This is a genomic window from Mesorhizobium sp. WSM3864 (genome assembly GCF_002294955.1).
Lineage (GTDB): Bacteria > Pseudomonadota > Alphaproteobacteria > Rhizobiales > Rhizobiaceae > Mesorhizobium.
Genome location: NZ_NSGD01000009.1, coordinates 62,888 through 88,177, shown reverse-complemented (window position 1 = coordinate 88,177; position 25,290 = coordinate 62,888). Strand labels below are relative to the sequence as shown.

The 25,290-nt window shown below is 63.9% G+C and carries 23 protein-coding genes and 1 tRNA gene; 12 read left to right on the top strand and 12 right to left on the bottom strand.

What is annotated here, in order from left to right; all coding sequences use genetic code 11:
• Nucleotides 1–16: 16 nt before the first annotated feature.
• Complete coding sequence (locus CK215_RS19385) at nucleotides 17–1,672, top strand: FAD-binding dehydrogenase (RefSeq protein WP_095831861.1); 1,656 nt, start codon at nucleotides 17–19, stop codon at nucleotides 1,670–1,672.
• A gap of 239 nt (nucleotides 1,673–1,911) precedes the next feature.
• A complete protein-coding gene (locus tag CK215_RS19380; RefSeq protein WP_095831860.1) occupies nucleotides 1,912–3,105 on the top strand; it encodes a caspase domain-containing protein in 1,194 nt (397 codons plus the stop codon).
• Nucleotides 3,106–3,603: 498 nt separating this feature from the next.
• Here CK215_RS19380 and CK215_RS19375 read toward each other — a convergent pair whose 3' ends face one another.
• Nucleotides 3,604–4,257 carry a TetR/AcrR family transcriptional regulator gene (locus tag CK215_RS19375; RefSeq protein ID WP_067002978.1) on the bottom strand — a complete coding sequence of 218 codons (654 nt, stop codon included), beginning with the start codon at nucleotides 4,255–4,257 and terminating at the stop codon, nucleotides 3,604–3,606.
• Nucleotides 4,258–4,477: 220 nt separating this feature from the next.
• On the opposite strand from CK215_RS19375, the gene CK215_RS19370 reads away from it, so the two are divergent.
• Together CK215_RS19370 and CK215_RS19365 are read left to right on the top strand one after the other, a co-directional pair.
• A complete protein-coding gene (locus tag CK215_RS19370) occupies nucleotides 4,478–5,374 on the top strand; it encodes an NAD(P)/FAD-dependent oxidoreductase (RefSeq protein WP_095776856.1) in 897 nt (298 codons plus the stop codon).
• Between the two features lie 21 nt (nucleotides 5,375–5,395).
• The gene (locus tag CK215_RS19365) at nucleotides 5,396–5,869 is read left to right on the top strand and encodes an isoprenylcysteine carboxylmethyltransferase family protein (protein ID WP_067002982.1); all 474 of its coding nucleotides are present in this window, start codon (nucleotides 5,396–5,398) and stop codon (nucleotides 5,867–5,869) included.
• A gap of 367 nt (nucleotides 5,870–6,236) precedes the next feature.
• Here the strand turns inward: CK215_RS19365 and CK215_RS19360 are convergent.
• Nucleotides 6,237–6,313 (bottom strand) — tRNA-Arg (locus CK215_RS19360).
• Nucleotides 6,314–6,515: 202 nt separating this feature from the next.
• Complete coding sequence (locus CK215_RS19355; RefSeq protein ID WP_095831859.1) at nucleotides 6,516–8,009, bottom strand: HAMP domain-containing sensor histidine kinase; 1,494 nt, start codon at nucleotides 8,007–8,009, stop codon at nucleotides 6,516–6,518.
• A gap of 255 nt (nucleotides 8,010–8,264) precedes the next feature.
• Here CK215_RS19355 and rpmH point away from each other — a divergent pair, with 255 nt between their 5' ends.
• From rpmH to yidC, 3 genes are read left to right on the top strand one after another with little or no spacing between them, the layout of a single operon-like run.
• A complete protein-coding gene (rpmH, locus tag CK215_RS19350; RefSeq protein WP_008833937.1) occupies nucleotides 8,265–8,399 on the top strand; it encodes a 50S ribosomal protein L34 in 135 nt (44 codons plus the stop codon).
• 16 nt (nucleotides 8,400–8,415) lie between these two features.
• A complete protein-coding gene (rnpA, locus tag CK215_RS19345; protein WP_095831858.1) occupies nucleotides 8,416–8,766 on the top strand; it encodes a ribonuclease P protein component in 351 nt (116 codons plus the stop codon).
• A 14-nt stretch (nucleotides 8,767–8,780) separates the two neighbouring features.
• A complete protein-coding gene (gene yidC / locus CK215_RS19340; protein WP_067002989.1) occupies nucleotides 8,781–10,598 on the top strand; it encodes a membrane protein insertase YidC in 1,818 nt (605 codons plus the stop codon).
• Nucleotides 10,599–10,945: 347 nt separating this feature from the next.
• On the opposite strand, the gene CK215_RS19335 is transcribed toward yidC, so the two are convergent.
• Genes CK215_RS19335 through CK215_RS19325 form a run of 3 tightly spaced genes read right to left on the bottom strand, consistent with a single transcriptional unit; the run spans nucleotide 10,946 to nucleotide 14,155 of the window.
• Nucleotides 10,946–12,487: a DHA2 family efflux MFS transporter permease subunit gene (locus tag CK215_RS19335; RefSeq protein ID WP_095831857.1), complete on the bottom strand. Its 1,542-nt coding sequence runs from the start codon at nucleotides 12,485–12,487 to the stop codon at nucleotides 10,946–10,948.
• Nucleotides 12,487–13,776 carry an HlyD family secretion protein gene (locus CK215_RS19330; RefSeq protein WP_095831856.1) on the bottom strand — a complete coding sequence of 430 codons (1,290 nt, stop codon included), beginning with the start codon at nucleotides 13,774–13,776 and terminating at the stop codon, nucleotides 12,487–12,489. The genes CK215_RS19335 and CK215_RS19330 overlap by 1 nt, the downstream gene beginning before the upstream one ends.
• The gene (locus CK215_RS19325; RefSeq protein WP_245418736.1) at nucleotides 13,769–14,155 is read right to left on the bottom strand and encodes a hypothetical protein; all 387 of its coding nucleotides are present in this window, start codon (nucleotides 14,153–14,155) and stop codon (nucleotides 13,769–13,771) included. The genes CK215_RS19330 and CK215_RS19325 overlap by 8 nt, the downstream gene beginning before the upstream one ends.
• A 35-nt stretch (nucleotides 14,156–14,190) precedes the next feature.
• Here CK215_RS19325 and CK215_RS19320 point away from each other — a divergent pair, with 35 nt between their 5' ends.
• The 3 genes from CK215_RS19320 (at nucleotide 14,191) to yihA (ending at nucleotide 15,908) form a co-directional block, all read left to right on the top strand.
• A complete protein-coding gene (locus CK215_RS19320; protein WP_095825578.1) occupies nucleotides 14,191–14,505 on the top strand; it encodes a hypothetical protein in 315 nt (104 codons plus the stop codon).
• A 96-nt stretch (nucleotides 14,506–14,601) separates the two neighbouring features.
• Complete coding sequence (locus CK215_RS19315; protein ID WP_095831927.1) at nucleotides 14,602–15,240, top strand: CatB-related O-acetyltransferase; 639 nt, start codon at nucleotides 14,602–14,604, stop codon at nucleotides 15,238–15,240.
• Nucleotides 15,237–15,908 (top strand): ribosome biogenesis GTP-binding protein YihA/YsxC, encoded by a 672-nt coding sequence (gene yihA, locus CK215_RS19310; protein WP_067002997.1) that lies wholly within the window; start codon nucleotides 15,237–15,239, stop codon nucleotides 15,906–15,908. The genes CK215_RS19315 and yihA overlap by 4 nt, the downstream gene beginning before the upstream one ends.
• Nucleotides 15,909–16,066: 158 nt before the next feature.
• On the opposite strand, the gene CK215_RS19305 is transcribed toward yihA, so the two are convergent.
• Nucleotides 16,067–18,517 carry a DNA translocase FtsK gene (locus CK215_RS19305; protein ID WP_095831854.1) on the bottom strand — a complete coding sequence of 817 codons (2,451 nt, stop codon included), beginning with the start codon at nucleotides 18,515–18,517 and terminating at the stop codon, nucleotides 16,067–16,069.
• Nucleotides 18,518–18,730: 213 nt separating this feature from the next.
• Nucleotides 18,731–19,429 carry a TetR/AcrR family transcriptional regulator gene (locus tag CK215_RS19300; RefSeq protein WP_067003003.1) on the bottom strand — a complete coding sequence of 233 codons (699 nt, stop codon included), beginning with the start codon at nucleotides 19,427–19,429 and terminating at the stop codon, nucleotides 18,731–18,733.
• 135 nt (nucleotides 19,430–19,564) lie between these two features.
• Between CK215_RS19300 and CK215_RS19295 the strand changes: the two genes are divergently transcribed.
• Both CK215_RS19295 and CK215_RS19290 read left to right on the top strand, forming a co-directional pair.
• The gene (locus CK215_RS19295; protein ID WP_095831853.1) at nucleotides 19,565–20,749 is read left to right on the top strand and encodes an HlyD family secretion protein; all 1,185 of its coding nucleotides are present in this window, start codon (nucleotides 19,565–19,567) and stop codon (nucleotides 20,747–20,749) included.
• Between the two features lie 118 nt (nucleotides 20,750–20,867).
• Entirely contained in the window at nucleotides 20,868–22,472 is a 1,605-nt protein-coding gene (locus CK215_RS19290; RefSeq protein ID WP_067003293.1) for a DHA2 family efflux MFS transporter permease subunit, read from the top strand.
• 93 nt (nucleotides 22,473–22,565) lie between these two features.
• Here CK215_RS19290 and msrB read toward each other — a convergent pair whose 3' ends face one another.
• The 4 genes from msrB to CK215_RS19270 form a co-directional block, all read right to left on the bottom strand.
• Nucleotides 22,566–23,069, bottom strand: a complete 504-nt coding sequence (msrB, locus tag CK215_RS19285) for a peptide-methionine (R)-S-oxide reductase MsrB (RefSeq protein WP_095831852.1) — start codon at nucleotides 23,067–23,069, stop codon at nucleotides 22,566–22,568.
• A gap of 194 nt (nucleotides 23,070–23,263) precedes the next feature.
• Entirely contained in the window at nucleotides 23,264–23,821 is a 558-nt protein-coding gene (locus CK215_RS19280) for a fasciclin domain-containing protein (protein ID WP_067323809.1), read from the bottom strand.
• A gap of 208 nt (nucleotides 23,822–24,029) precedes the next feature.
• Nucleotides 24,030–24,752, bottom strand: a complete 723-nt coding sequence (locus CK215_RS19275) for an anti-sigma factor (RefSeq protein WP_095831851.1) — start codon at nucleotides 24,750–24,752, stop codon at nucleotides 24,030–24,032.
• A complete protein-coding gene (locus CK215_RS19270; RefSeq protein ID WP_095831850.1) occupies nucleotides 24,749–25,288 on the bottom strand; it encodes a sigma-70 family RNA polymerase sigma factor in 540 nt (179 codons plus the stop codon). The genes CK215_RS19275 and CK215_RS19270 overlap by 4 nt, the downstream gene beginning before the upstream one ends.
• Nucleotides 25,289–25,290: the final 2 nt, after the last annotated feature.

Genomic DNA, 25,290 nt, shown 5'->3' with positions numbered 1-25,290 from the left:
CTTGGGGGGAACGAAGATGGCTGACGACGCGGATGTCATCATTGTCGGCGCGGGGCTGGCAGGCCTCGTCGCCGCGGCAGAACTTGCCGATGCCGGCAAGAAAATCATCATCGTCGACCAGGAGCCCGAGCAATCGCTGGGCGGCCAGGCCTTCTGGTCGTTCGGCGGGCTCTTCCTGGTCGACTCGCCCGAGCAGCGGCGCATGCGCATCCGCGATTCCCACGACCTCGCGCTCGCAGACTGGATGGGCACCGCCGCCTTCGACCGCGCTGAGGATTTTTGGCCGCGCAAATGGGCTGAAGCCTATCTCGGCTTCGCCGCCGGCGAGAAGCGCTCCTGGCTGATCGAGCGCGGGTTGAAATTCTTCCCCGTCGTCGGCTGGGCCGAGCGCGGCGGCGGCAATGCCTGCGGCCACGGCAATTCGGTGCCGCGCTTCCACATCACCTGGGGCACCGGGCCCGGCGTGCTGGAGCCCTTCGTGCTGCGCGTCCGCGAGGCGCAGAAGCGTGGGCTCGTCGAGTTCAAGTTCCGCTACCGGGTCAACGAGATCACGCGGACCGGGAAGACGGTGACCGGGGTGCGCGGCGACGTGCTGGAGCCAAGCACGGTCGAGCGTGGACGCAAGAGCTCGCGCAACGTGGCCGGGGATTTCGAGCTCCACGCCCAGGTCGTGATCGTCGCTTCCGGCGGCATCGGCGGCAACCACGAGCTGGTGCGTACGAACTGGCCGCAGCGTCTCGGCGCGCCGCCGAAGCGCATGATCACCGGCGTGCCGGACCATGTCGACGGCCGCATGCTGGCAATTGCCGAAGCAGCGGGCGGGAGGGTCATCAACCGCGACCGCATGTGGCACTATGTCGAGGGCATCAAGAATTGGGCGCCGGTCTGGACCGATCACGCCATACGTATCCTGCCGGGTCCCTCTTCGCTATGGCTCGACGCGCGCGGCAGACGGCTGCCGGTGCCGCTTTTCCCAGGCTTCGACACTTTAGCCACGCTCAGCCATATCATGAGCACCGGCTTCGATTATTCGTGGTTCATCCTGACGAAGAAGATCATCCAGAAGGAGTTCGCGCTGTCGGGCTCGGAGCAGAATCCGGACCTCACCGGCAAGAGCTGGCGGCAGGTGCTTGGCCGCGCCACGTCGGGCATTCCCGGCCCGGTGAAAGCCTTCATGGAAAAGGGCGAAGATTTCATCGTCGAGGCCAACCTTTCGAAGCTGGTGGCGCGGATGAACGGGCTGGCCGGCGAGCCGCTGCTCGATGTGGCGCAGGTCGAACGCGAGATCCGCGCCCGCGACATGCAGCTCGACAACCCGTTCTCCAAGGATGCGCAGGTCACCGCGCTGCGCGGCGCGCGCGCCTATCTCGGCGACAGGCTGATCCGCACCGCAAAGCCGCACAAGATGCTCGATCCGGCGAACGGTCCGTTGATTGCGGTCCGCCTCAACATCCTCACCCGCAAGACGCTGGGCGGCCTGCAGACCGATCTCGACAGCCGCGTGCTCAACGCGGAGGGCGAGCCGGTGCCTGGTCTCTACGCGGTGGGCGAGGTCGCCGGCTTCGGCGGCGGCGGCGTGCACGGCTATGCGGCGCTCGAAGGGACCTTCCTCGGCGGCTGCATCTTTTCCGGCCGCAGCGCCGGAAGGGCGGCGACGAAGGCGGTCGGCTGAACGATCGAACGGTGTTGCCACAAGCTCGTGAGGCCTGCCCACCTTGTATGCTGCGGCCTCATTCCGGGGATTGATGGTGTTTGAAGTCGATGCCGGAAAGGGCGTTGACGATGCACGGAGACCTCATACCAAGCGGCCTCCGGCAAGTTTGGCCTCTTCCCCAAGCAAGATGGCCCTTACAACGGGTACCCACGCGCTTTAACGGATGCTAATATTCTCCGTTACTCGGGAAGGTCGCAATGTCCAAGGTTTGTTTGCTGTGCGCGTGCCTTCTTTTGCTGGCCGGCTTGTCGACACCGGCTTCCTCTGAGACCCAGATCGGTCAACGCAGCCATAGACATGCGCTCGTAATCGGTAACTCGGCCTACCGTTATGCGTCATCGCTTCCCAACGGGGTAAATGATGCGAATGCCATCTCCCGAGTTTTGCAAGAGACGGGCTTCGACGTCACCCTTGGACTGGATACTGACGCATCAACGTTCAGGGAACTCATCGGAAAATTCAGGCGAAACTTGCGGCCGGGTGACGTCTCGCTTTTTTACTTCGCCGGACACGGGCTCCAAGCGAACGGGGAGAACTACCTATTGCCGGTTGACGCCGCCCTTCAACGTCCGGCCGACTTGGCTCTGGAGGCTGAGCGCCTGCAAGACATCATCGCCGCGATGACGGCCGAGGAAAATATCGCAATCGTCCTTCTCGATGCCTGTCGGGACAATCCTTTCGTTAAGCAATTGAGTGGACCGGGTCAAAGTCGCGGCCTTGCCATAGGAAAGGGGCTGGGAGCCTTGGATGCCGGCAGGGGAGTCTTTATCGGCTTTGCAACACAACCCGGCAACGTGGCTCTCGATGGAGCCGTCAATCATAGTCCGTTTGCAGACTCTCTTGTGAAGCGGATAAAGACTCCTTCGATCGACATTGAAATTCTCATGCGTCGCGTCCGGTTGGACGTCATGAACGCGACTTCTGGGAAGCAGGTTCCCTGGAGCAACTCGTCCCTAGTGGAGCCGGGATTCTCATTCAACCCAGATGCCGCGTCTAGTCCGTCTTCGGCAGACGCCTATCAGCCAGACATCAACGCGGCGGCAGAGCTTGAATTCTGGAAATCAATCAAGGATACATCCGATGTCTCGATGTATCGTGCTTATCTAGCGGCATTTCCGAATGGTGCATTCGTCGAAATTGCAAAGAGCCGAATTGCCAAGTTCCAAGCACCTACGCCGCCACGCAAAAAGATCCTGCCAAAGAAAGTCAGTCGCAAGCCGCAAGTGTCGTTGCCTATCGATGAACCTTCCAATCGTTCGGCAAAAACGAGCGCACCAGCTAAACCGGAATCCGTGGGGCGATGCAGGGATGGCAACAAGGAGAGGTGTCGCCAGAGATGCCGTGAAGGCGCAAGGCGTGCCTGTCGCAAGCTGCAACAGCTAGGGGGTTAGTAACGCCAATGACTGCCTCGCGCCCGGCGGACTTAGGCCGCGCCGCCGCCTGCGGCTGGAGACGAGCAAGGGTGCATGAAAAAAAGCAGAACTCAAGAACGCTCCGGGCACCACTGCCGACCCGATCAGGATCGTGGATTAATACGCCACGTGAACCTCGCCGCGTGAGCGTAGGCAGCCAGCGACCGCTTCGGCCGGCGAGGCAAATGCGCGGGAGTTCAGTTTGATTAATTGGCGCACCGGAGAGGATGAAACTGGGAACTCGTATGCCATTGTGGTTACTTCAGATTCCTGACGGAACGTCCGCTTTGCGCCACCATTTTCGCCATTCAGACCACCGTTGCAGCTTCCCGAGAGCTGACGGTCTGCCTAAGCCGGCACTAAGGCCCCGAACGGGGTGGTAGCGGTTACGCCGGTCACAGGTCCTGGAACACCGCCCAAGGCGTAGAGGTTTGGACTGAGCTGCTGCCGGTTCGGTGGACACGAGGTTAGGCTAGGTTATCCGCCCGCGTGGTCATTGCCACCGTGCGCGGCGATGAACATGGCGACGGCCGACCGGCAATAGGATTCGATCTCGTTGTCGTCCTCTGCTCTCGCCTCATCGAAGCGTGCGATAATCAGGAGATCGGAGCCTTTGAAAAGCGCGGCAAACAAACGGGCGGACCGGAGAGGATCGGGCACGTTCAGAACCGCCTTCGCGTGCAACTGACGCAACAGGGCCTCGATTTGGGCGATGATATGGGCGGGGCCGGCTTCGTAATGGAGCTTGCTCAACGACTTTTGACTCGTCATGTCGGCCATGACCATGGCTTCGACATTGCGGACGTCCGGGCGCAACAGCGTGCGAAGCAGTGATGATCCCACCGCCATGAGCTGATCTTCGGCCGAACCGTCGACGCCTTCAAAAAGGGCCTGTGGTATTAACTGATTGCAGCGGGCCGCAAACGCCGCGCCAAACAGCGTCTCCTTGTTCTCGAAGTGCCGATAGATGCTGAGCTTGGATATCTTCGCTCGCTGGGCGACCTTGTCCAATGTCGTCGCTTGAAAACCCAGTTCCGCAAAAAGTTCGCCCGCGGTGTCGACGATCGTTTGGCCAAGCGCCTCGTTGGCGGGCCGGCCGCGTCGGGCCCGGGTGATTTTCGCGGTTACCACAATTACAGTCCTTGACAGTATCCTAATTCCCGAATTACGATACCATACAGTTTCTTAAATGCGCAAGCCATTGGGTAGGTTTCAACCATGTCCTCCAAATCCGGGCCGCCCGGCGATATCGAATGCGGCATCGTCAACGCAGTGATGGGCGACTCGCTGGACGATATTGCGCGCCAGGCCCAACCCAACCCCCTCCAACCACAACACGGAGCCCATCACCATGGATGACGTCATCATCATCGGCGGCAGCTTTGCCGGTCTCGCTGGCGCCCTGCAGCTCGGCCGTGCCCGCCGCAAGGTCACCGTTCTCGATACCGGCCTGCCGCGCAACCGCTTCGCCGGCCACTCGCATGGTCTGCTCGGCCACGATCACAAGCCACCGCTGGACATCTTGGCTGAGGCGCGGCAGCAGCTGGCCCGCTATCCCACGGTCAAGCTGGTCAATGCCCGGGCCGAAAGCGTCTCCGGCGCCATCGACGATTTCTCAGTCGTCACTGATGATGGCGAAACCCTTAGGGCGCGCCGTCTGATCCTGAGCTATGGCGTCATCGACCAGATGCCTGATGTGCCGGGCTTTGCCGAAGGCTGGGGCACGTCCATCGTGCCCTGCCCCTATTGCGACGGCTTTGAAGTCGCCGGCCAGCATTGGGGCCTCGTCTGGTCCGGCCGGCAGTCGCACAATCAGGTCAGGCTGTTCCACGATTGGACCGACAGGTTGACGGTGTTCGCCGATGGTCATGACATTCCGCCCGATATCCGGGCCGATCTGGCGCGCCGCAACACACCTGTCGTCGATGGCCGGATCATCGAGATCGCCCATCACGGGGGCCATAACGCCACCGTCAAGCTCGATACCGGCCCGAATGTCGCGGTCGACATCCTGTTCGCGCATCCGCGCAACAAACCGTCCGCAAGCCTGCATCAATCACTGGGCCTCGCCACGGTCGATACGCCCGTCGGCATCATCCTCAAGGTCGACGAGCGCCGCGAAACCAGCATGCCCGGCATCTACGCCGCCGGCGACCTCGCCAACCCCCTCACGCCGCCATCGGTTACCCTGGCATCATCGCACGGCGCGATGGCAGGTATCTTCGCCCAGCAGTCCATGCTGGTTTGAGAGCAGAGATTGGAGAGGAGCATGGCCGTCGAACCGGACAGCGCGGGTGTGCGCTTCCCTCCGCCTTTGGTCTATCTGGGAGCGCTGCTGTTGGGGCTGGCGGCGGAGCGGTTCGTCACCCTGCGCTCTTTCGACATCGACTGGCGGTTGCTGGTCGCGACGGGCGCGCTGCTGTTCGTTGCCGGCGCGGCGATGATGCTTGCGGCGGCGGGGCTGTTCCGGCGGCTGGGCACCAACGTTCCGCCGTCGCAGCCAACGACCCTCATCGCAACGACCGGCCCTTATCGGTGGACCCGCAATCCCATGTATCTCGGCATGGCGCTTATCTATGCCGGCCTTGCGATCGGCTTCGACGGGCCGATCGCCTTCGCGTTGCTCCCATTGGTGCTGATCGCGATCCAGACGCAGGTGATCGACCGCGAGGAGCGCTATCTCGAAGCGAAGTTCGGCGACGACTACCGCCGCTATAAGGCCGAGGTTCGCCGCTGGCTCTGACTGTTCCGCCGCTGCCGCCTGCGGGGCTTTCTGATAAACCAACACCGGCTTCCTTGCCGCGAGCTATCATATTCTGAAGGTTGCGGGCCGGTGTCATGGAAAACCGACTGGCCGGCTGACCCCGCAGTACACCCGGCGCCTGAGGAGACGCACAGATTTGGTCACCGCTTGCCGCCACAAATGAGCCGTCGACGCACTGCATGCCGACGTCTGCTTTCGAGAAGCGGTAACCAAGAGCGGAGAGACCGCCACCGGCCAACTCCGGTCATCGGACCGAAACGGACTGGAATGTGCGGAAAGGGTCTGGAAGCGGCCACCTTAGGAAGCCTGACGACGTCCGCACCACATTGGTATGTGCATTACAAAATGGCGCGCCCGAAGAGATTCGAACTCCTGACCCCCAGATTCGTAGTCTGGTGCTCTATCCAGCTGAGCTACGGGCGCGCATCAGGCCGTGTGAGACACAGGCCCCGCGATCCGGTCGAGACGCCGGCCGCGATGTGGAGTGTTCCCTAACGACTGAATTTCGGAAAAGCAAGCCGGCCCGGCAAAAGTTTTGTCGCAGGCGTTTACAGGATCACATTCCGACCGGGGTCTTTGCTTCGCGGAACTCCGAAGCGGGAACGTCTTCCCTGGCCTGCCACGGTCAAGCCGGGCGGCGCAGGCCGTTGCGGGCCTGATCGAGCCGCACCGGCTGGTCGGGGATGGTGACGGCGAAGACCGTGCGGCCGCCGATCGATTCGACCAGCTCCACCGTGCCGCCATGAGCGCGGATCAGCTCATGGGCGATCGCCAGGCCAAGGCCGGTGCCGCCGCTGCGCGCCGAGCCGCGGAAGGCGGCGAACAGATTCTCGCGCGCCTTGGGCGGGAGGCCGGGGCCGGTGTCGCTGACGGTGATGCGGCTGACGCTGCCCAAGCGCTCGGCCGAGACGGCGAGCCGACGCACCACCGCGCTCTCCGTGTCGGCCGCCATTGCCTGCACCGAGTTGCGGCACAGATTGGTGAGCACGCGGAAGAGCTGGTCGGAATCGGCGTCGACTTCGAAGGTGAGCTCGACGGCATTGATGAATTCGATGCCCTCCTCGATATCGAGCAGGCCCTGCACGTCGTCGACCAGCTGGCGCAGCCGCAAGCGGCGGCGCGACGGCGCCGGCTCCTGTGTGCGGCCATAGGCAAGCACGCCCTCCGAATAGGCGACGGCGCGGTCGAGCGCGCGCAGGAGCTTCGGCGCGAAGGACTGCACGGTCGGATCCTTCACCTGGCGCAACCGGTCCGACATAAGCTGCGCGGAAGCCAGGATGTTGCGCATGTCGTGGTTGATCTTGGACACGGCAAGCCCGAGATTGGCGAGGTGCTTCTGCTCGGCGAGCATTTTTTGCAGCCGATCCTGCATCTGCGACAACTCGCGCTCGGCGACGCCGATCTCGTCGGCACGCTCCGTCGGGCAAATTATGCGGCCGGGATCGTCCGGCGCCTCGGAGAAGGACAGGATCGAGCGCGTCATGGTGCGGATCGGGCCGATCATGATCAGATCGATCGCCGCATAGACGAGCATGGCGGTGAACAGCGAGATCAGCAGCGAGACGACGGCGACGTTGCGCGAATATCTGAGCATGGCGTTGCGCAGACTATAGTCCGGCATGATCAGCTCGAATTCCTTGTCGCTGTCGCCGACCGGACCGAAGACGCGCAGCATGCGGTTGCCGCCGGCGAACAGCGTTTCCAGCGCGCCGGTCATGCCGTTGACCAGGCCGACATTGGCAATGTCGATATGCTCGTCGACCTTCGGCGGCATGTCGGCCACGACCAGCAGCCGCGAGACGCCGCCGTCGCGCACCGCGATCGCCTTGGCGCCGATCGCCATCAGCACGTCGTTCTGGGCGGTGTGCGACAGCGAGTTGGGCTCGCCCTGCAGCAACACGATCGACACGGCGGCGGAGGTGCTCAGCCGCTCCTTCAGCCAGTTCACCCGGTAGCTGGCGATCCAGGGCAGGAAGATCAGGATTTCGGCGAGCAGCACGAAGACGATGGTGAGAAGCAGAAGCTTGGTCGAAAGACCGCGCGACAGCGGCACCCGGCGCGGCGAGCTTGCCGCCGCGGGGCGTGGCTTTTCATCCGTTGACAGGACTTCAATTGTCATGACGCGGTTTTCACGAAGGCTTGATCGAGCAAGATTATGCGATTTGCGGCTTTTTTGCCAATTTCGCCGCCAGCCAGTGAAAAAATGCCTTTGGGCGGTCTGGATTGACTTCCAAAATCCTTCTTCCTATAAGCCCGCTCACGCTCGGGCCTTCCGTCCCGGCGCGGTTTCGATCGCGCCTATAACTGGCCCGGCAAAGCTCCTGTTACAGTGTGACAGAATCAAGAAGGGCCGCACGCCGCGGTATTAAAACAAATGAAGCGTACCTACCAACCGTCCAAACTCGTCCGCAAGCGCCGGCACGGTTTCCGTGCCCGCATGGCCACCAAGGGTGGCCGCGGCGTCGTCGCAGCCCGCCGCAACCGCGGCCGCAAGCGGCTCAGCGCCTGAACGAAAGACGAGATCGTTGCCCGCAACCGGCAAGCCAAAGGGGAAAACTCCCGGGCGGCTTCTGAAACGCGCGGATTTCATGGCTGTGCGCGGCGGCGAGAAGCGCCGCGGGCGGCTTTTTCTCGTCGAGGTTCTCGACCGGGGCGACGATTGTGCGCCACGCGTCGGCTACACCGTGACCAAGAAGGTCGGCAACGCCGTGGTGCGCAACCGCGTCCGGCGGCGGCTGAGAGAAGCCGTGCGACATGCCGCCGATGACATGGCGCCCGGCAGTGACTATGTCATCGTCGGGCGCGAAGACGTGCTTGCCATTCCGTTCGGCCAGTTGAAGGCCGAGCTTTCCCGCCGGCTGCGCGGAACACGATAGGCCAAGGGCTTTCGATGGAAAACAACCGCAATTTCTTCATCACCATCGCGCTGTCGGTGCTGATCCTGACGCTCTGGCAGGTGTTCTACATGAACCCCAAGATGGAGCAGCAACGCGAGCAGGCCCGCATCGAGCAGCAGCGCGTCGAGGCGCAGAAGAAGGAAGCGCAGGGGACCAATCCGGGCGCGGCCGGGACGCCGGCGCCGGCTCCGGGCGCCATCCCGACCGCACCTGGCGGCGAGACAGTCACTGTAGAGAGCCGTGACCAGGCTGTTGCCGCGACCAAGCGCATCAAGATCGACACGCCGAGCCTCGAGGGCTCGATCAATCTCACCGGCGCTCGCCTGGACGACCTCAAGCTCAAGCACTACACCGAGACGGTCGACAAGAATTCGCCCGAGATCCAACTCCTCAATCCGCAGGCGCTACCGACCGGCTATTTCGCCGAGATCGGGTTCGTCGGCACCGACAAGACCGGCGCGGTGCCGAGTTCCGACACGGTGTGGAGCGTTGAGGGCAATCCGACGCTGACCCCGTCGACGCCGGTGACGCTGACCTACACCAACGACAAGGGCCTGACCTTCAAGCGCACCATCTCGGTCGACAACGATTATATGTTCACCGTTTCGGACACCGTGCAGAATTCGGGAAGCGCTGCCGTCAGCCTGTTCAACTACGGTCGCGTCACGCGCTACGACAAGCCGGCGGTCGCCAGCACTTATGTGCTGCATGAAGGCCTGATCGGCGTTACTGGCACCGAGGGGCTGACGGAATACAAATACGCCGCCATCGAGAAGGACAAGGAAGTCAAGCCAGGCAAGTCGACCGACGGCTGGCTCGGCATCACCGACAAGTACTGGGCCGTCACCATGGTGCCGACCGAAAAGCAGCCCTTCCAGCCACGCTACGGCTATTTCGAGGACGGGCGCCATCGCTACCAATCCGACTTCCTCACTGATCCGATCAACATCGAGGCCGGCCAGTCCGCAACCATCGAAACCGAAGTGTTCGCCGGCGCCAAGGAAGTCGCCAAGATCAACGCCTATGAGGCTGACCGCCATATTCGCCAGTTCAATTTGCTGATCGACTGGGGCTGGTTCTATTTCATCACCAAGCCGATGTTCTGGCTGATCGACACGCTGTACAAATTCTTCGGCAATTTCGGCCTAGCGATCCTGGCCACGACCGTCATCGTCAAGGCCATCTTCTTCCCGCTGGCCAACAAGTCCTACGCGTCGATGGCGAACATGAAGAAGGTGCAGCCGAAGATGCTGGAAATCCGCGAGAAATACGCGGACGACAAGATGAAGCAGCAGCAGGCGATGATGGAGCTCTACAAGACGGAAAAGATCAATCCGTTGGCCGGCTGCTGGCCGGTGGCGCTGCAGATCCCGGTCTTCTTCTCGCTCTACAAGGTGCTCTACATCACCATCGAGATGCGGCACGCGCCGTTCTTCGGCTGGATCCACGACCTCGCGGCGCCCGATCCGACCTCGGTGTTCAACCTGTTCGGCCTGCTGCCCTTCGCGCCGCCGGCCTTCCTCCCGCATATGGGCGCCTGGGCGGTCGTGATGGGCATCACCATGTTCCTGCAGATGCGCATGAACCCGACGCCGCCGGACCCGACGCAGGCCGCGGTGTTCACCTGGATGCCGGTCCTCTTCACCTTCATGATGGGTTCCTTCCCGGCCGGCCTCGTCATCTACTGGGCCTGGAACAACCTGCTCTCGATCCTGCAGCAGGGCGTGATCATGAAGCGCCAGGGCGCCAAGATCGAGTTGTGGGACAATCTGGCGGCCATGTTCCGCAAGAAACCATCGCCGGCGGAATAGATGGCACCCCGGCCCTAACACCAAAAACCCCGGCATGACCGGGGTTTTTCGTTGGCGGCTTGCCCTATGGCGCTCCGGACAGAACTTCGCGCAGCCGTCTTTCGGAATTTGGCCTGCCCCCGCGAAACTGCGGCATGGCCTGCCTCGTAGCTTCCCCGGTCCTCCCCAAAAGCCGCGACGGCTTCCGGCGCAGCGACGCCGGTGTTGGGAAGGCCGTCCGGCAGGCCGGGGTCCCGCGGGGGGACCCCGGTTTTTCCTCCTAAAGCGCGACGCGCTTTAGGGACTTTGTTTTAATGCAGTGTCGTTTTCCCAAAACCGCTCCACGCTTTTGGGCGACATGCACCAGCTCACTCCATGACGGCGCTGTGGTCGACCTTGGCCGGTGTGCCAGGCTTGCGCAGCAGAAGCACAAGCGGGATGGCGGCGAGCGAGAGCAACATCATCAGCTCGAAGTCGTCGACATAGCTGATGATCGTTGCCTGCAGCGTGACCAGCCCGTCGAGCGCGGCGCGGCCGGCGGCGGTGTAAGGGCTCAGCGCCTGCGCGATCGCCGGATCGCCGAACGCCGGATTATAGGGCGTCACATAGTCGGCGATGTTGGCATGGTTGATCTGCTGGTTCTGCGTCAGAAGCGCGGTGACGACCGAGATGCCGACGCTGGAGCCGATGTTGCGCGACAGATTGTAGAGGCCCGTCCCTTCAGCGCGCCGTTCCGGCGCCAGCGTGGCGAAGGTGATGGTGGTGAGCGGCACGAACAGGAAGCCTAAGCCGGCGCCCTGGATGAAGCCGGTGCGGATGATCGTCCATTGCGAAACGTCCGGGGTCCAGCCGGTCATGTCGTACATCGCCCAGGCGGTGACCGCGAGCCCCGTGAACAGCAGCCAGCGCGTGTCGACCTTGCCGACCAGCCGGCCGACAAGGAACATGCAGGCCATGGTGCCTAGGCCGCGCGGCCCCATGACGATGCCGGCGGTCACCACGGGATAGCCCATCAGCGTTTGCAGGTAGGGCGTCATCAGCGCCAGCGAGGCGAGATAGGTGATGCCTATGATGAAGATGAACACCATGCCGACCGCGAAATTCCGGTCGAGGAACAGCCGCGGGTTCACGAAGGTGTCGCGGGCGGTGAAGGTGTGGACGATGAAGATATAGAAGGCCGACGCGCAGACCAGCGCCTCGAGGATGATCTCGGACGAGGAGAACCAGTTGAGCTGCTCGCCGCGGTCGAGGAACATCTGCAGCGAAGCGATGGCGACGCTGAGCATGCCGAAACCCAACCAGTCGAGCCGTGCCTTGAGGTCGAGCTTGGTCTCCTGCACGAACATCGAGACGCCGGCGAAAGCCAGCACGCCGATCGGCACGTTGATGTAGAAGACCCAGCGCCAGGAAACATTCTCGGTCAGCCAGCCGCCGATGACGGGCCCAAGCACCGGGCCGACCATCACCGAGACGCCGAACAGCGCCATGGCCGAACCGCGCTCCTCGACGCTGTAGATGTCCAGCAGGATACTCTGGGACAGCGGTACAAGGGCGGCGCCGAACAGGCCTTGAAGCAGCCGAAAGCCGACGATCTGCGGCAGCGACTGGGCAAAGCCGCACAGCACCGAGGCGACGACGAAGCCGGTGATGGCGACCAGCAGGATGCGCTTGCGGCCGAAGCGGTTGGCAAGATAGCCCGAAGGCGGCGTCATCACCGCCGCGGCGACGATATAGGAAGTGAGCACCCAGTTGATCTGGTCGGCGCTCGCTGACACGCTGCCCTGGATATAGGGCAGCGCCACATTGGCGATGGTGGTGTCCAGCGCCTGCATGATGACCGCCAGGATGACGCAGGCGGTGATGGCGCCGCGATTGGCGACCGCAGGCGTGCCCGTGGCGACGGTGCTCATCACTTTTGCTCAAACCGCTTGAAGAGGTCGGTCACGAAATCGGGCAGGCCGCGGGCATGGCCGGTGTCTATGCTGACAACCGCGCTCATGCCCCCGCGCAGCGGCGGCTTGCCTTGCGGGTCGTCGATCGTCACCCGCATCGGAATGCGCTGCACGACCTTGACCCAGTTGCCGCTGGTGTTCTGCGCCGGAAGCAGCGAGAAGCTCGACGAGGAGGCCGGGCTGATGCTGCCGACCTCGCCATGCCAGACCTCGCCCGGATAGCCGTCGATGCTGATCGTCGCCTTCTGCCCCGGCCGGACATAAGTGAGCTCGGTTTCCTTCGGCTCGGCGGCGATCCAGATGTCGGTCGACGAGACCAGGCTGAAGGCCGGCTGTGAGGCGGGCAGGTACTTGCCGACTTGCAGCGCATCGACATTGGTGACGACGCCGTCGAACGGCGCCTTGACGACGGAATCGCCGAGATTGCGCTCGGCATCATCCACCGCCGATTTGGCCTGCAGGTAGAAGGGGTTCTTCTCGACCGGCTGGTCGGCGTCGCCGCCGAGCTGGGCGAGCGTTGCCTGCGCCTGCGCCTTGGCGACGATGACTTTCTGCCGGGCGGCGATGAGATCGTGCTGGGCGCTGTCGAAAGTCGCCTTCGAGGCGGTTGAGGTCTTGAGCAGGTCCTGCTGACGCTGGAAGGCCGACTCGTAATAGGGGATGTCGGCCTCGGCCTGGGCGATCTGCGCCAGCGATTGCTGGTAGCTCGCCTGCAAGGTCAACACCTGGTTGCGCACCGTGCCGAGTTGCGCTTGAGCGCCGGCCAGCGCCGTCTCGAACGAGGCCGGCCGCAAGCGGAAGAGCACCTGGCCCCTCTTAACCGCCTCGTTGTCATGCGCGTCGATCTCCTGCACGGTGCCGGAGACATCGGTGGAGACGCCGAGCGACTGCGCCTGGATATAGGCATTGTCGGTGGTCATGACCTGACCGCCGACGACGTAGTAATAGCCCCCGACCGCCAGCGCCACAGGAAGCAGCGCAAACAGGACGGGCCGGGTCAGGCTGCGCCGGGGCTTGGCTCGGGCCGGCGAAGCTATCGTGACGGCGGCCGGTTTCGGCTGGGCCGAGGGTGCTTCGAGCGCAGCGGGTTCCGGCGCGACAGGAGCTTCCAGCTCATCGTTTTCGATCGCCGGATTGGCGGCACGCCTTTGCTCGCGCTGGCTGTCCAGGCGAATGACCTGGTCGCTGCTTCTGTCGCCGGCATTGTCGCCGTCGGCGGGTTTGCGTGGTGAGGCTGGTTCAGACATGGACTTTCTCCCGGTCGACAGCCGGCTGGGCGCAGGCCTCGAGCAGATTGGATTTGATCAGACAAAGTGTTTGCAGCTCCTGCCGCGCGTCCGCGGAAAGCTGAATGCCTTGCTGTCGAGACAGATAGGGCCGCACCTGCCAATGCCCGCGAGTCAGGCTCGAGCGGCGCGAGCGCTGCTCGAAGCGTTTTCCGGGCAGGCGCGCGACGTCGTGCAGGACGAAGCTGCTGGTGAGCGAGGAAGGCATGGGAGGAACTTCGGAGTCGGCAGACAAGCTTTCGTGAGCATGCTTATTATCATCATGCACATAATCCTGCTGGACGCGGTGCGCAAGACCAGCTAAGCCGCCTGGAGCAAACGTCGCGCCGACGTGGCGCAACTGAAGGCCGGCAGAGGCACGCACGAAAAATGAAGATGAACCGGCTCAGGATCGCGACCGTGGCTGCCCTCCTGACATGCGCGTTTCCGGCCGCCGCCAAGGAAGCGGTGAGCTGCGGCGGCGCCGCAATGCTCGGCGGCGCGCAGCTCAACTGCAGCCACGTGCAACCCAAGGCTCCGCCGCAGTTCTGCACCTATAGCTGGGCCCTGCACACCTCGGCCGGCGACCAGAAAGTCGTCGACGGCAGTTTCACGCTGCCGCCCGGCGCCTCCAACGTCCAGGTCTATCAGGGCAGCGGTTTCGACAGCGCGCTTTCCAACCCGATCGTGATCTGTCGCGGCAGCCGCTGAGCGCGGGTTGGTGCTGCAGCCGGATCACGGTAGTTTGATCGGGAGACAGCGTCGCCAGGGCGCCGCCTCGTGCCTGCCAACTACGGACTGACCGCGATGACCGGACCCAACCCCAACATCAAGCATCCCATTGCGATGCATCCGCGCGTCGGCTTCCTGAAGCCGCTGGTCAATGCGCCGAACATCGAGATCGGCGACTTCACCTATTACGACGATCCCGACGGCCCGGACAAATTCGCCGAGAGGTGCGTGCTGCACCACTATCCCTTCATCGGCGACAGGCTGATCATCGGCAAATTCTGCGCCATCGCCGAGGGTGCCCGCTTCATCATGAACGGCGCCAATCACGCCATGTCCGGCTTCTCCACCTATCCGTTCAACATTTTTGGCCATGGCTGGGAGGAAGGTTTTGACCCCGAGACCTGGTCGAAAGAGATCCGCGGCGACACGATCGTCGGCAATGACGTGTGGATCGGCATGGATGCGGTGATCATGCCGGGCATCGAGATCGGCCATGGCGCGATCGTCGCCGCGAAATCGGTTGTCACGCACGACGTGCCGCCCTATGCGATCGTCGCCGGCAATGCGGCCAAGGTGGTGAAGATGCGCTTCGACGAGTTCACGGTGCGACGGCTTTTGAAAGCGGCCTGGTGGAACTGGCCGGTCGACAAGGTCAGCCGCAACCTCAACGCCATTCGCGGCGCCGATATTTCCAAGCTGGAGGCCGCCGTTTGAACGCGCCGGATAAAACCACGAGCGAAACTGCCATAAGTCCGGAGCTGTTCACCCGCGCGTGGATCTTCATCCGCGGCGTGCCGTCGATGAAATTCCTGCCGCCGGAAGGGCCGCCGGAGATCGCCTTTGCCGGCCGCTCCAATGTCGGCAAGTCGTCGCTGATCAACGCGCTGGTCGGCCAGAAGGGGCTGGCGCGCACCTCCAACACGCCGGGACGTACGCAGGAGCTGAACTATTTCGTGCCGGACGGCTTCTCCGGCGAAGGCGCCGACCTGCCGCCGATGGCGCTGGTCGACATGCCGGGCTACGGCTACGCCAGCGCGCCGAAGGACAAGGTCGATGCCTGGACGAAGCTGATCTTCGAATATCTGCAGGGCCGCGTCACGCTGAAGCGCGTCTATGTGCTGATCGACGCCCGGCACGGCATCAAGGCCAAGGACGAGGAGGTGCTGTCGCTGCTCGACAAGGCGGCGGTGTCCTACCAGATCGTGCTGACCAAGACCGATAAGATCAAGGCAGCCGGCGTGCCGAAGCTGATCGAGGAGACGCTTGCCAAGATCAAGAAACGGCCGGCGGCGTTCCCGGCGGTGCTCGCGACTTCGTCGGAAAAGGCCTCAGGGCTCGAGGATCTGCGCGCGGCGATCGCCTTGGTGGCGAACGGCGGCTGACGCATTTTTCGCCTTGGAGCAGGGCAGCCGCGTACTGCGCTCCCCCTCACCCAGTCTCCGCTTCGCCCGGCTGACCTCTCCCCGAGGGCCCCAGATAGAACAAGGACGGGCAGGACCAGCCGCGATCGGCCGACCTGACTGCGCGCCCTAACGCCCGCTCAATCCGTCTCGTCGCGCTCCGGCGCATGGTCGCGCCGGCCGGCAAGGATTTCGCGCTTGCCGACATGGTTGGGCGCGCCGACCAGGCCTTCCTTCTCCATGCGTTCGACCAGCGAGGCGGCGCGGTTATAGCCGATGCCGAGGCGGCGCTGGATGTAGGAGGTCGAGCATTTCTTGTCGCGCTTGACCACTTTGACCGCCTCCTCATAGAGGGCGTCGCCATCTTCGGCGTCGATCGAGCCCTTGTCGAAGACTGGACCCGTGTCGGCCGGATCTTCTTCCTCTTCCTCGCCGGCGGTGACCGTATCGAGATATTCCGGGCGGCCTTGCGCCTTCAAATGCGCCACGACGTGCTCGACCTCGAGATCGGAGACGAAGGGACCGTGCACGCGCACGATGCGCCCGCCGCCGGCCATGTGCAGCATGTCGCCCTGGCCGAGCAGCTGCTCGGCGCCCTGCTCGCCAAGGATGGTGCGGCTGTCGATCTTGGACGTCACCTGGAAGGAGATACGGGTGGGGAAATTGGCCTTGATGGTGCCGGTGATGACGTCGACCGACGGGCGCTGTGTGGCCATGATCAAATGGATGCCGGCGGCGCGCGCCATCTGCGCCAGCCGCTGGATGGCCCCTTCGATCTCCTTGCCGGCCACCATCATCAGGTCGGCCATCTCGTCGACGATGATGACGATGTAGGGCATCGGCGCGAGGTCGATCTCCTGCTCCTCGAACAGCGGCTCGCCCGTGCCCTTCTCGAAGCCGACCTGCACCTGCATGACGACGACCTCCCCCTTGTCGCGGGCGGCCGCGGCGCGCTGGTTGTAGCCGTCGATGTTGCGCACGCCGAGGCGCGCCATCTTGCGGTAGCGCTCTTCCATCTCGCGCACCGCCCATTTGAGCGCGGTGACCGCTTTCTTGGAATCGGTGACAACGGGCGTGAGCAGATGCGGGATGCCGTCATAGACGGACAATTCGAGCATCTTGGGATCGACCATGATGAGGCGGCACTCCGCCGGCTTCATCCGGTAGAGCAGCGACAGGATCATGGTGTTGATGGCGACCGACTTGCCCGAGCCGGTGGTGCCGGCGACCAGCAGATGCGGCATCTTGGCGAGGTCGGCGATGACCGGCTCGCCGCCGATGGTCTTGCCCAGCCCCAGCGCCAACTTGCACGACGTGTTGCGGAAGCCGGCCGATTCGATCAGCTCGCGGAAATAGACCGTCTCGCGCGTTTCGTTGGGCAGCTCGATGCCGATGACATTGCGGCCCGGCACCACGGCGACGCGCGCCGAGATGGCCGACATGGAGCGGGCGATGTCGTCGGCCAGGCCGATGACGCGGCTGGACTTCACGCCCGGCGCCGGCTCGAACTCGTAGAGCGTGACGACCGGACCCGGCCGGACATGGATGATCTCGCCCTTGACGCCGAAATCCTCCAGCACGCTTTCGAGCAGGTCCGCGTTCTGTTCCATCCGCTCCTGAGACATGTAGAAGCCCTGGCCTTCCGGCGGCATCTGCAGCAATTCCTCGGACGGAAGCTCGTAGCCGGCCGAAGCGGGCTGCGGCGCGACCTTGCCGGCGACGGGCAGGGACGGCGCGGGTCTGGCGGCCTTGGCGCTCTTTGCGATGGGACGCGGCGCGACGGACTCAGGCGCGGGCGCGCGCGATTCGATTTCCCCAGGAGCGGACCGGAGCGCGGGCAGATCGACCGGCGCCGTCAGCGGGGCCAGACTTGCGGCCGGCCCGTGCGATCGCCATTCGATGACGCGGTAGAACGAGGTCGCCTCGCCGATTGCGGCGGGGCGGAACGAGCTCGGTTGCGCCGCAGGACTCACCCGCGCGGAAGCCGCGGGCGTCTGCAAAGGATCGTTCAGCCGTGCCCGCGCCAGGCGCTCGGCGAGCAAGGGCAGGCTGAACTCGAAAAACGCATCGTCGGAGAGATAGGACCAACGAAATTTCGGCGGCTGCGGCTTTTGCGCCGGAGTGGCTGCCGCCCGCGGCGGCGCGGCGCTGGCCTGCTGCGGCTTGACGATGGCCTGCGGCGGCTTGGCCGGGGCGGTGGCGGCCGCGGCGGGGACTGCCCGGCCCGGATTGGTCGGCTGGGGCGCCGGCGGCGCCGGGCGAATGGGGAGCCCGCGGGAAGCCACCGCCTTGGCCGGCGCTTCATCAACTGGCTCCGGTACGGGCCGTTTGTCGGAATCCGGCGTGCGAGTGAAGCGCACATTGGGCGCGAGGAAGAAATATTGCTGCCAGGCCTGGCCGCCGAACTCGTCGCCGCCAGCCGAATCGGCGGCGTTCGATTCGCCGTCAGCGGCGGCTCGCAGTGTGACGACCTGCCCCGTTTGCCGCTGCGGCGGCACGGCAGCGCCATGGTGCCGCGCGTCTTCCGAGCTGCTGTCGTCGTTGTCGCCGTAAGCGGAAGCGCCGGAAGGATTGGCACGGGTAAAACGCATGGATGTCACACTCGAGATTCGTCGAACAAACGTGTCCGAGACATAGGAACCGATGGTTAACAAGCTCTTCCGGAAGGGCCGGGAAAGTGCCGGTCGACGGTTCGAGTTGGGCTGGAAGAAGGAGGTGACCGGTGGCATCGAAGTCGGCTGCCGCGGCGGCGTAGCGTCGTCAAAGCGCCTCGCGTTCCTTCGCAATCGCTGCGCGCCGCAGGTTCACGCCGAGAGCGAGGCCTGCTCCTCGGCCGCGAGCTTCTCGGTGCCGTAGGCCTTCAGAAAGACGTTCACGCCGGAGCGAACGACATGCTCGATCTCGGCCTGGCTCGGCGCCTTGGTGCGGTAGGAAAAAATGCACTGGCGGAAGAGGCCGGCGAGGCAGAGCTCGGTGAACTGATAGGCGGCGAGATCGACATCGTCGATCTTCAGCAGGCCGCGTTCGACGGCTTCGTTGAGGAAGATCATCACCTTGTCGTGGCCACGCTTGGGACCGCGCTCGTAAAAGCGGGCGCCAAGCTCGGGAATCCTGTCGGAAGCGCCGACCACGGTGCGCTGCGCCTGGATGACCTTGGCCGAGGTGATCTTGGCGGAGAGCACCATGCCGAACTTCACCAGCGTCTTGCGCAGATCGTCGAAATGGTCGAGCACCTCATACATATTCTTGAAGATGGTGCCACGCTCTTCCTCGATGAGAGCCTCGAACAGCTCTTCCTTGTTGGCGAAATAGACATAGATCGTGCCCTTGGAGACGCCGGCCTCGCGCGTGATGTCGTTCATCGACGCGGCTTCGAAGCCCTTGTCGATGAAGACGCGGCGCGCGCCTTCGATGATCTGGGCCCGTTTGATCGGATCCTGCCCGGCCGCGGGACGGCCTTTGCGCAGGTCGAGCAGATCGCTTTCGGCTGTCGTTTCGACCATCGAAGTCAAACCTCGCGAAATATTTCGAACCAACCGGTTCGATTTGCTCTTGATATGGGCCTCTTTTCGCGCTATGTCAATCACCAATTCGAACCGAACGGTTCAGTCTGACTGACTTGTCCCAGAGAGATTATCATGTCCTCGAATGCGCCCGCTACCGCCGAAGTCCGCAATTTCCCCAACGCCAAGGTCCAGCCGTCGACCGAAGCTCCGGAAGCGCCTGTACTGCCCGCTCCTCCCGCGCCTGCCGAAGCGCCGGCCAAGAAGAAGCGCTCTGTCCGCTCGCTGCTGCTGCCGATCATCGGGCTGGGCCTCCTCGGCGCCGGCTCCTGGTACGGCTACGATTACTGGACCGACGGCCGGTTCATGATCTCCACCGACGACGCCTATGTCCAGGCCGACATGTCGTTCGTGTCGCCGAAAATCTCCGGCTATGTGGACAAGGTGCTGGTGAGCGAGAACCAGAGGGTCAAGGCCGGCGATCCGCTGTTCGTCATCGATGACGGCGACTACAAAATCGCGGTCGGCCAGGCGGAGGCGCAGATCGCCACGCTGGCGAAGACACTCGACCGCATCGATGCGCAAACCAAGGCGGCGCAGGCCTCGCTGGCGCAAGCACAGGCGCAGAAGATCGCCGACCAGGCGGCGGCCGACAATGCGGCACGCGCACAGGCCCGCGCGGCGCAGCTGCTCAAGACGCATGTCGGCACGCAGGCACAACTCGACGACGCCCAGACGGCGCTCGACCAGGCCAAGGCAGCCCTCGCCGGCGCCGACGCGCAGATCACCGCCGCGCAGGCCAATATCGGCGTGCTCGAAGCCCAGCGTGCGGAATCCGCCAGCACGCTCGCCTCGCTGCAGTTCACCCGCGACAAGGCGCAGCGCGACCTTTCCTTCACAGTGCTCAAGGCGCCCTATGACGGCGTCGTCGGCAACCGCTCGGTCGAACAAGGCGACCTCGTCACCCCCGGCCAGAAGCTCGCCGTCGTCGTGCCGATGGACAAGCTCTACATCGTCGGCAACTTCAAGGAGACGCAGCTTGGCCGGCTGGTGCCTGGCGAGAAGGTCCGCATCACGGTCGATGCCATCGACGGCCAGACCTTCGAGGGCACGGTTTCGTCGCTGGCGCCGGCTTCAGGCGCGGTGTTCTCGCTGCTGCCGCCGGAAAACGCCACCGGCAACTTCACCAAGGTCGTGCAGCGCGTGCCGGTTCGCATCGACGTGCCGGCCGACGTGCTGAAGACCGGCAAGTTGCGCGCCGGCCTGAGCGTCATCGTCGCCGCCGACAGCCGCACCGCGCCGGCCACGACGACCAACTGAGCAGTTTGGGGGGCGGCCCGGTGGCCAATTGAGCGCCGAGCCGCCCAGCCTGTTTTGACGCAGTTCCGGGCGGAAAACGCTCCGCACCTTTTGGAGCTGCCGTTAGGGAGGCCATGCGATGGCAACCGCAACCATTACCGCAGGAGCAGCGCCGGCCCGGCCGGCAGCCGCCGCCCCCGCCGACCACATGCCGGCGCGCCGCGTCATCGCCTTCCTGGCGATGGTGTTCGGCATGTTCATGGCGATCCTCGATATCCAGATCGTCTCGGCATCGCTGGCCGAGATCCAGGCCGGCCTCAGCGCCAGCTCCGACGAGATCCCGTGGGTTCAGACCGCCTATCTGATCGCGGAAGTGGTGATGATCCCGCTGTCGGGCTTCCTCAGCCGCATGCTGTCGACGCGCGTGCTGTTCACGACCGCGGCCGCCGGCTTCACAGCAGCAAGCGCGCTGGCCGCGACCGCCACCAACATCGACCAGATGATCGTCTACCGCGCCATCCAGGGCTTTATCGGCGGCGGCATGATTCCGAGCGTGTTCGCTGCCGCCTTCACCATCTTCCCGCCGTCGCGCCGCGCCGTCGTCTCGCCGATGATCGGCCTGGTGGCGACGCTCGCGCCGACCATCGGCCCGACGGTCGGCGGCTATATCAGCCATGCCATGTCCTGGCACTGGCTGTTCCTGATCAATGTCGTGCCGGGCATACTGGTGGCGACGGCTGCCTGGTCGCTGATCGATTTCGACAAGCCGAACCTCAAGCTGTTCTCCAAGTTCGACTGGTGGGGCCTGATCGGCATGGCCGCCTTCCTCGGCTGCATGGAATACGTGCTGGAGGAAGGCCCGAACCATGACTGGCTGCAGGAGCCGGCCGTCTTTGCCTGCGCCATCATCATGACCATAGGCGGTCTCATCTTCTTCTGGCGCGTCTTCACCGCCGAGGAGCCGATCGTCGATCTGCGGGCCTTCAACAATGTCAATTTCGCCTTCGGCTCGCTGTTCTCCTTCGTGGTCGGCATCGGCCTTTACGGGTTGACCTACCTCTATCCGGTGTTCCTCGGCCGCATCCGCGGTTACGATTCGATGATGATCGGCGAGGCGCTGTTCGTCAGCGGCCTGGCGATGTTCTTCACCGCGCCCGTTGCCGGCATCCTGTCGAACAAGATCGATCTCAGGCTGATGATGATGGTCGGCTTCATCGGCTTCGCCACCGGCACATGGTGGATGACGCATCTCACCGCCGACTGGGATTTTTATGAGCTCTTGATCCCGCAGATCCTGCGCGGCTGCTCGATGATGCTGTGCATGGTGCCGATCAACAACATCGCGCTCGGCACGCTGCCGCCGGAGCGGCTGAAGAATGCGTCGGGCCTGTTCAACCTGACCCGCAATCTCGGCGGTGCCGTCGGCCTGGCAGTCATCAACACGGTGCTGATCGACCGCAATGCCTTCCACTATGCAAGGCTTTCGGAGCATGTGCAGTGGGGCAGCGAGGCCGCGCAGACCAAGCTGCAGAACATGACGCTGACCTTCCAGCAAAACGCCGGCCTCGACGCCACGACCGCCGCCATTTCAAAGCTGTCCGGCATGGTGCAGCAGCAGGCGGCGCTGCTGTCGTTCATGGACGTGTTCATGATGCTGACCGTGCTGTTCGCCTCGCTCGGATTTTTCGTGCTGTTCATCAACAAGCCGGCGCAGCAAGGCGGCGGTGGCGGCGGAGGCCATTGAGGAGCCGGAACCCCCGCCTGGCGTCCTCAACGCGTGACCCCGGAAATCGTCGCCGATTTCCGGGGTCATTTCTTTGGGCAGATCGCAGTCCGCTCAGGCCGCGGCGGGCTTGAAGGTCAGCGCCACGCCGTTGATGCAGTGGCGCAGGCCGGTTGGCGGCGGGCCGTCGTCGAAGACATGGCCGAGATGACCACCGCAGCGGCGGCAATGCACCTCGGTGCGCGTCATGCCGAGCGAACGGTCTTCGGTCTTGCCGATTGCATTGGGGATCTCCTGCCAGAAGCTCGGCCAGCCGGTGCCGGAATCGAACTTCGTTTCCGATGGATAGACCGGCAGGTCGCAGCCGGCGCAGGCGAAGATGCCCTTGCGGTGTTCGTTGAGCAGCGGGCTGGTGCCCGGATATTCGGTGCCCTCCCTGCGCAGCACGTCGAAGGCGGCATCCGAAAGGATGGCGCGCCATTCGGCGTCGGTCTTGGTGATCTCGAAGATCTCGGCGGCCAGAGCCGGCTTCGCGCCGCCCATGCGCAACGCCGCTCCGGCTCCGATTGTGAGGGCAGTGGCGGCGGCACCGCTCCAGAGAAAGTCGCGACGGTTCATGGCCTTTCCTCCTGACGTGATCTTACAAACTAGGACGCCACCGGAAAAGCAAAAGCCGTTGACGGTTCGCGCGCCACCCGCGTCGACCGAAGCGCTGGCGATGCGGAGCGGCGCTTGACGGCAACACGGATCGTGGGAGGGAGACCGTGCGGCCGACGCGGACATACGCCACTTCGCCGGCCGCACGCGCTTTGTTACATCTTCGGCAGAAGAACCTTGTCGATGACGTGGATGACGCCGTTCGACTGGCGCACGTCGGCGATCGTGACATGAGCGACGTTGCCGTTCTCGTCGGTCGCCGTGACCTTGCCCTTTTCGGACTTCAGCGTCAGGGCGCAACCGCCGACGGTCTTGACCTCATGCGCACCGCCATCGGCCTTGGCCATCTTGGCGACGTCGGCGGCCAGCGCCTTGGCGGCAATGACATGGCAGGTGAGGATCTTGGTCAGCTTGTCCTTGTTCTCGGGCTTGAGCAGCGTCTCGACGGTGCCGGCCGGAAGTGCAGCGAAGGCCTCGTTGGTCGGGGCAAAGACGGTGAAAGGACCGCGGGTCTGCAGCGTGTCGACCAAGCCGGCGGCCTTGACGGCGGCGACCAGCGTGGTGTGGTCCTTCGAATTGACGGCATTCTCGATGATGTTCTTCTTGGCATACATCGGGGCGCCGCCGACCATCGGATTGGCGGCATAGGCAACGGCGCCAAGCGCCGAAAGGCCGATTGTAGAGGCAAGCAGAAGGGTGGCGAGTTTACGCATTGTATCAGTCTCCTCGGGTTGTTTTCCCCATCCCTGGGAACGCGAGGAGATACGACGCGTCAAAAACTTAGTTTCGCGAACTTCGAAGATTTTTTATTCGTCGGCCCGGATGCAAACGTACCGCGTCTAAGCGCACGAAAGCGCTGCTGCCGACACATGTCGGGTGGATAGACTTGGGCTAGTCTCCAATTTCTTTTCCGAAATGTCGTCAGATGCCCTTCAGATCGCCGGCGGCGACGACGGGGCCGGTCGGCTGGCCGGTCGGCGAACCGCCGGCCGGCTCGAGACTGACGGCGAGCACGGCGCCTTGCGCCAGCTTCTCCTGCACGGCCGGCGTGACGGCCATGCGCGCGCTCTGACCGGCCGGGATGACGCCCATCGAGACCGGCGCAGTCTTGCCCTCGATCATCCACAGCTCGAAATCCTTGCCGGCGCCGCGTTCGCCGGAAACATGCGAGAGGCCGACCTCCTGGCGCGCAGCGTCATAGACAGCGAGGTATTTGACGTTGCTGTTGTCGGCGGCGAGCGAGGCGACCAGCCTGGTCTCGGGCTGCGGCAACGGCGGATTGACGAGAGGCAGGGCGACAAAGACGACCAAAGCGGCAAGCGCGGCGGCGGCAAGCCCGCGCCAGAAGGCGAGGCTCCCCAGCAGGCCGGTGCTGGGCGCGGTGGAGTTGACCACTGATGAGGCAAACAGCCGGCGGTCGATCGCCGCCTTCACCGAAGCCGGCGGCTCGACCGCAGCGTAGGCAGCCGCTATCGGCGCGAAATGGGCATCCCAGGCATCGACCAGGCGGGCAAAACCCGCCTCGGTATCGATGCGGCGGGAGGCGATCTGGCGTTCGTCGGCTGCCAGAACGCCGAGAACGTATTCGGCGGCGAGCAGGTCGTCGCCTCCGCGTTCCGGTCCGTTTTCTTCCGCCAGCGTCATCTTTCCAGGCATTCTCTCAGTTTGAGCAAGCTTCGCCGCAGCCAAGTCCGCATCGTGTTCAGCGGGACCTTGTGGCGCTCCGCCAGCTCGGCATAGCTTTCGCCGTTGAGATAGGCGCCCCGGACCGCCGCCGCCCGGTCTTTCTCCAATTCGTCGAGGCAATGGTAGATGCGTTCGGTCTCGCCGCCCGCGACAGCCATGGCCTCAGGCCCCGGCGCCGGATCGGCGACCTCGAGCGCTGCATCGATATTGGCGGAAGGACCGCGCCGGGCCCTGATGCGGTCGATCGCATGATTGCGCGCAATGGCCACCAGCCAGGAAATCGGGCTGAGATCGGAAATCGCGAAACGATCGGCCTTGGTCCAGATCTTGACGAAGACCTCCTGCAGCGCTTCTTCCGCCTCACTCTTGTCCCTCAATACACGAAGGCAGACGCCGAAAAGTTTCCCGCTGGTCTGCTTGTAGAGCAGATCGAACGCAGCCCGGTCCTTCATCGAAGTCCGGACGATCAGCTTGCTGATGTCCTGAGGCCCCATGC

Coding starts and splice junctions, on each gene's coding strand:
- CK215_RS19385 (WP_095831861.1), top strand. CDS start 17: ATGGCTGACGACGCGGATGTCATCATTGTCGGCGCGGGGCTGGCAGGC.
- CK215_RS19380 (WP_095831860.1), top strand. CDS start 1,912: ATGTCCAAGGTTTGTTTGCTGTGCGCGTGCCTTCTTTTGCTGGCCGGC.
- CK215_RS19370 (WP_095776856.1), top strand. CDS start 4,478: ATGGATGACGTCATCATCATCGGCGGCAGCTTTGCCGGTCTCGCTGGC.
- CK215_RS19365 (WP_067002982.1), top strand. CDS start 5,396: ATGGCCGTCGAACCGGACAGCGCGGGTGTGCGCTTCCCTCCGCCTTTG.
- CK215_RS19355 (WP_095831859.1), bottom strand. CDS start 8,009: ATGACAATTGAAGTCCTGTCAACGGATGAAAAGCCACGCCCCGCGGCG.
- rpmH (WP_008833937.1), top strand. CDS start 8,265: ATGAAGCGTACCTACCAACCGTCCAAACTCGTCCGCAAGCGCCGGCAC.
- yidC (WP_067002989.1), top strand. CDS start 8,781: ATGGAAAACAACCGCAATTTCTTCATCACCATCGCGCTGTCGGTGCTG.
- CK215_RS19335 (WP_095831857.1), bottom strand. CDS start 12,487: ATGAGCACCGTCGCCACGGGCACGCCTGCGGTCGCCAATCGCGGCGCC.
- CK215_RS19330 (WP_095831856.1), bottom strand. CDS start 13,776: ATGTCTGAACCAGCCTCACCACGCAAACCCGCCGACGGCGACAATGCC.
- CK215_RS19320 (WP_095825578.1), top strand. CDS start 14,191: ATGAACCGGCTCAGGATCGCGACCGTGGCTGCCCTCCTGACATGCGCG.
- CK215_RS19315 (WP_095831927.1), top strand. CDS start 14,602: ATGACCGGACCCAACCCCAACATCAAGCATCCCATTGCGATGCATCCG.
- CK215_RS19305 (WP_095831854.1), bottom strand. CDS start 18,517: ATGCGTTTTACCCGTGCCAATCCTTCCGGCGCTTCCGCTTACGGCGAC.
- CK215_RS19300 (WP_067003003.1), bottom strand. CDS start 19,429: ATGGTCGAAACGACAGCCGAAAGCGATCTGCTCGACCTGCGCAAAGGC.
- CK215_RS19295 (WP_095831853.1), top strand. CDS start 19,565: ATGTCCTCGAATGCGCCCGCTACCGCCGAAGTCCGCAATTTCCCCAAC.
- CK215_RS19290 (WP_067003293.1), top strand. CDS start 20,868: ATGGCAACCGCAACCATTACCGCAGGAGCAGCGCCGGCCCGGCCGGCA.
- msrB (WP_095831852.1), bottom strand. CDS start 23,069: ATGAACCGTCGCGACTTTCTCTGGAGCGGTGCCGCCGCCACTGCCCTC.
- CK215_RS19280 (WP_067323809.1), bottom strand. CDS start 23,821: ATGCGTAAACTCGCCACCCTTCTGCTTGCCTCTACAATCGGCCTTTCG.
- CK215_RS19275 (WP_095831851.1), bottom strand. CDS start 24,752: ATGACGCTGGCGGAAGAAAACGGACCGGAACGCGGAGGCGACGACCTG.
- CK215_RS19270 (WP_095831850.1), bottom strand. CDS start 25,288: ATGGGGCCTCAGGACATCAGCAAGCTGATCGTCCGGACTTCGATGAAG.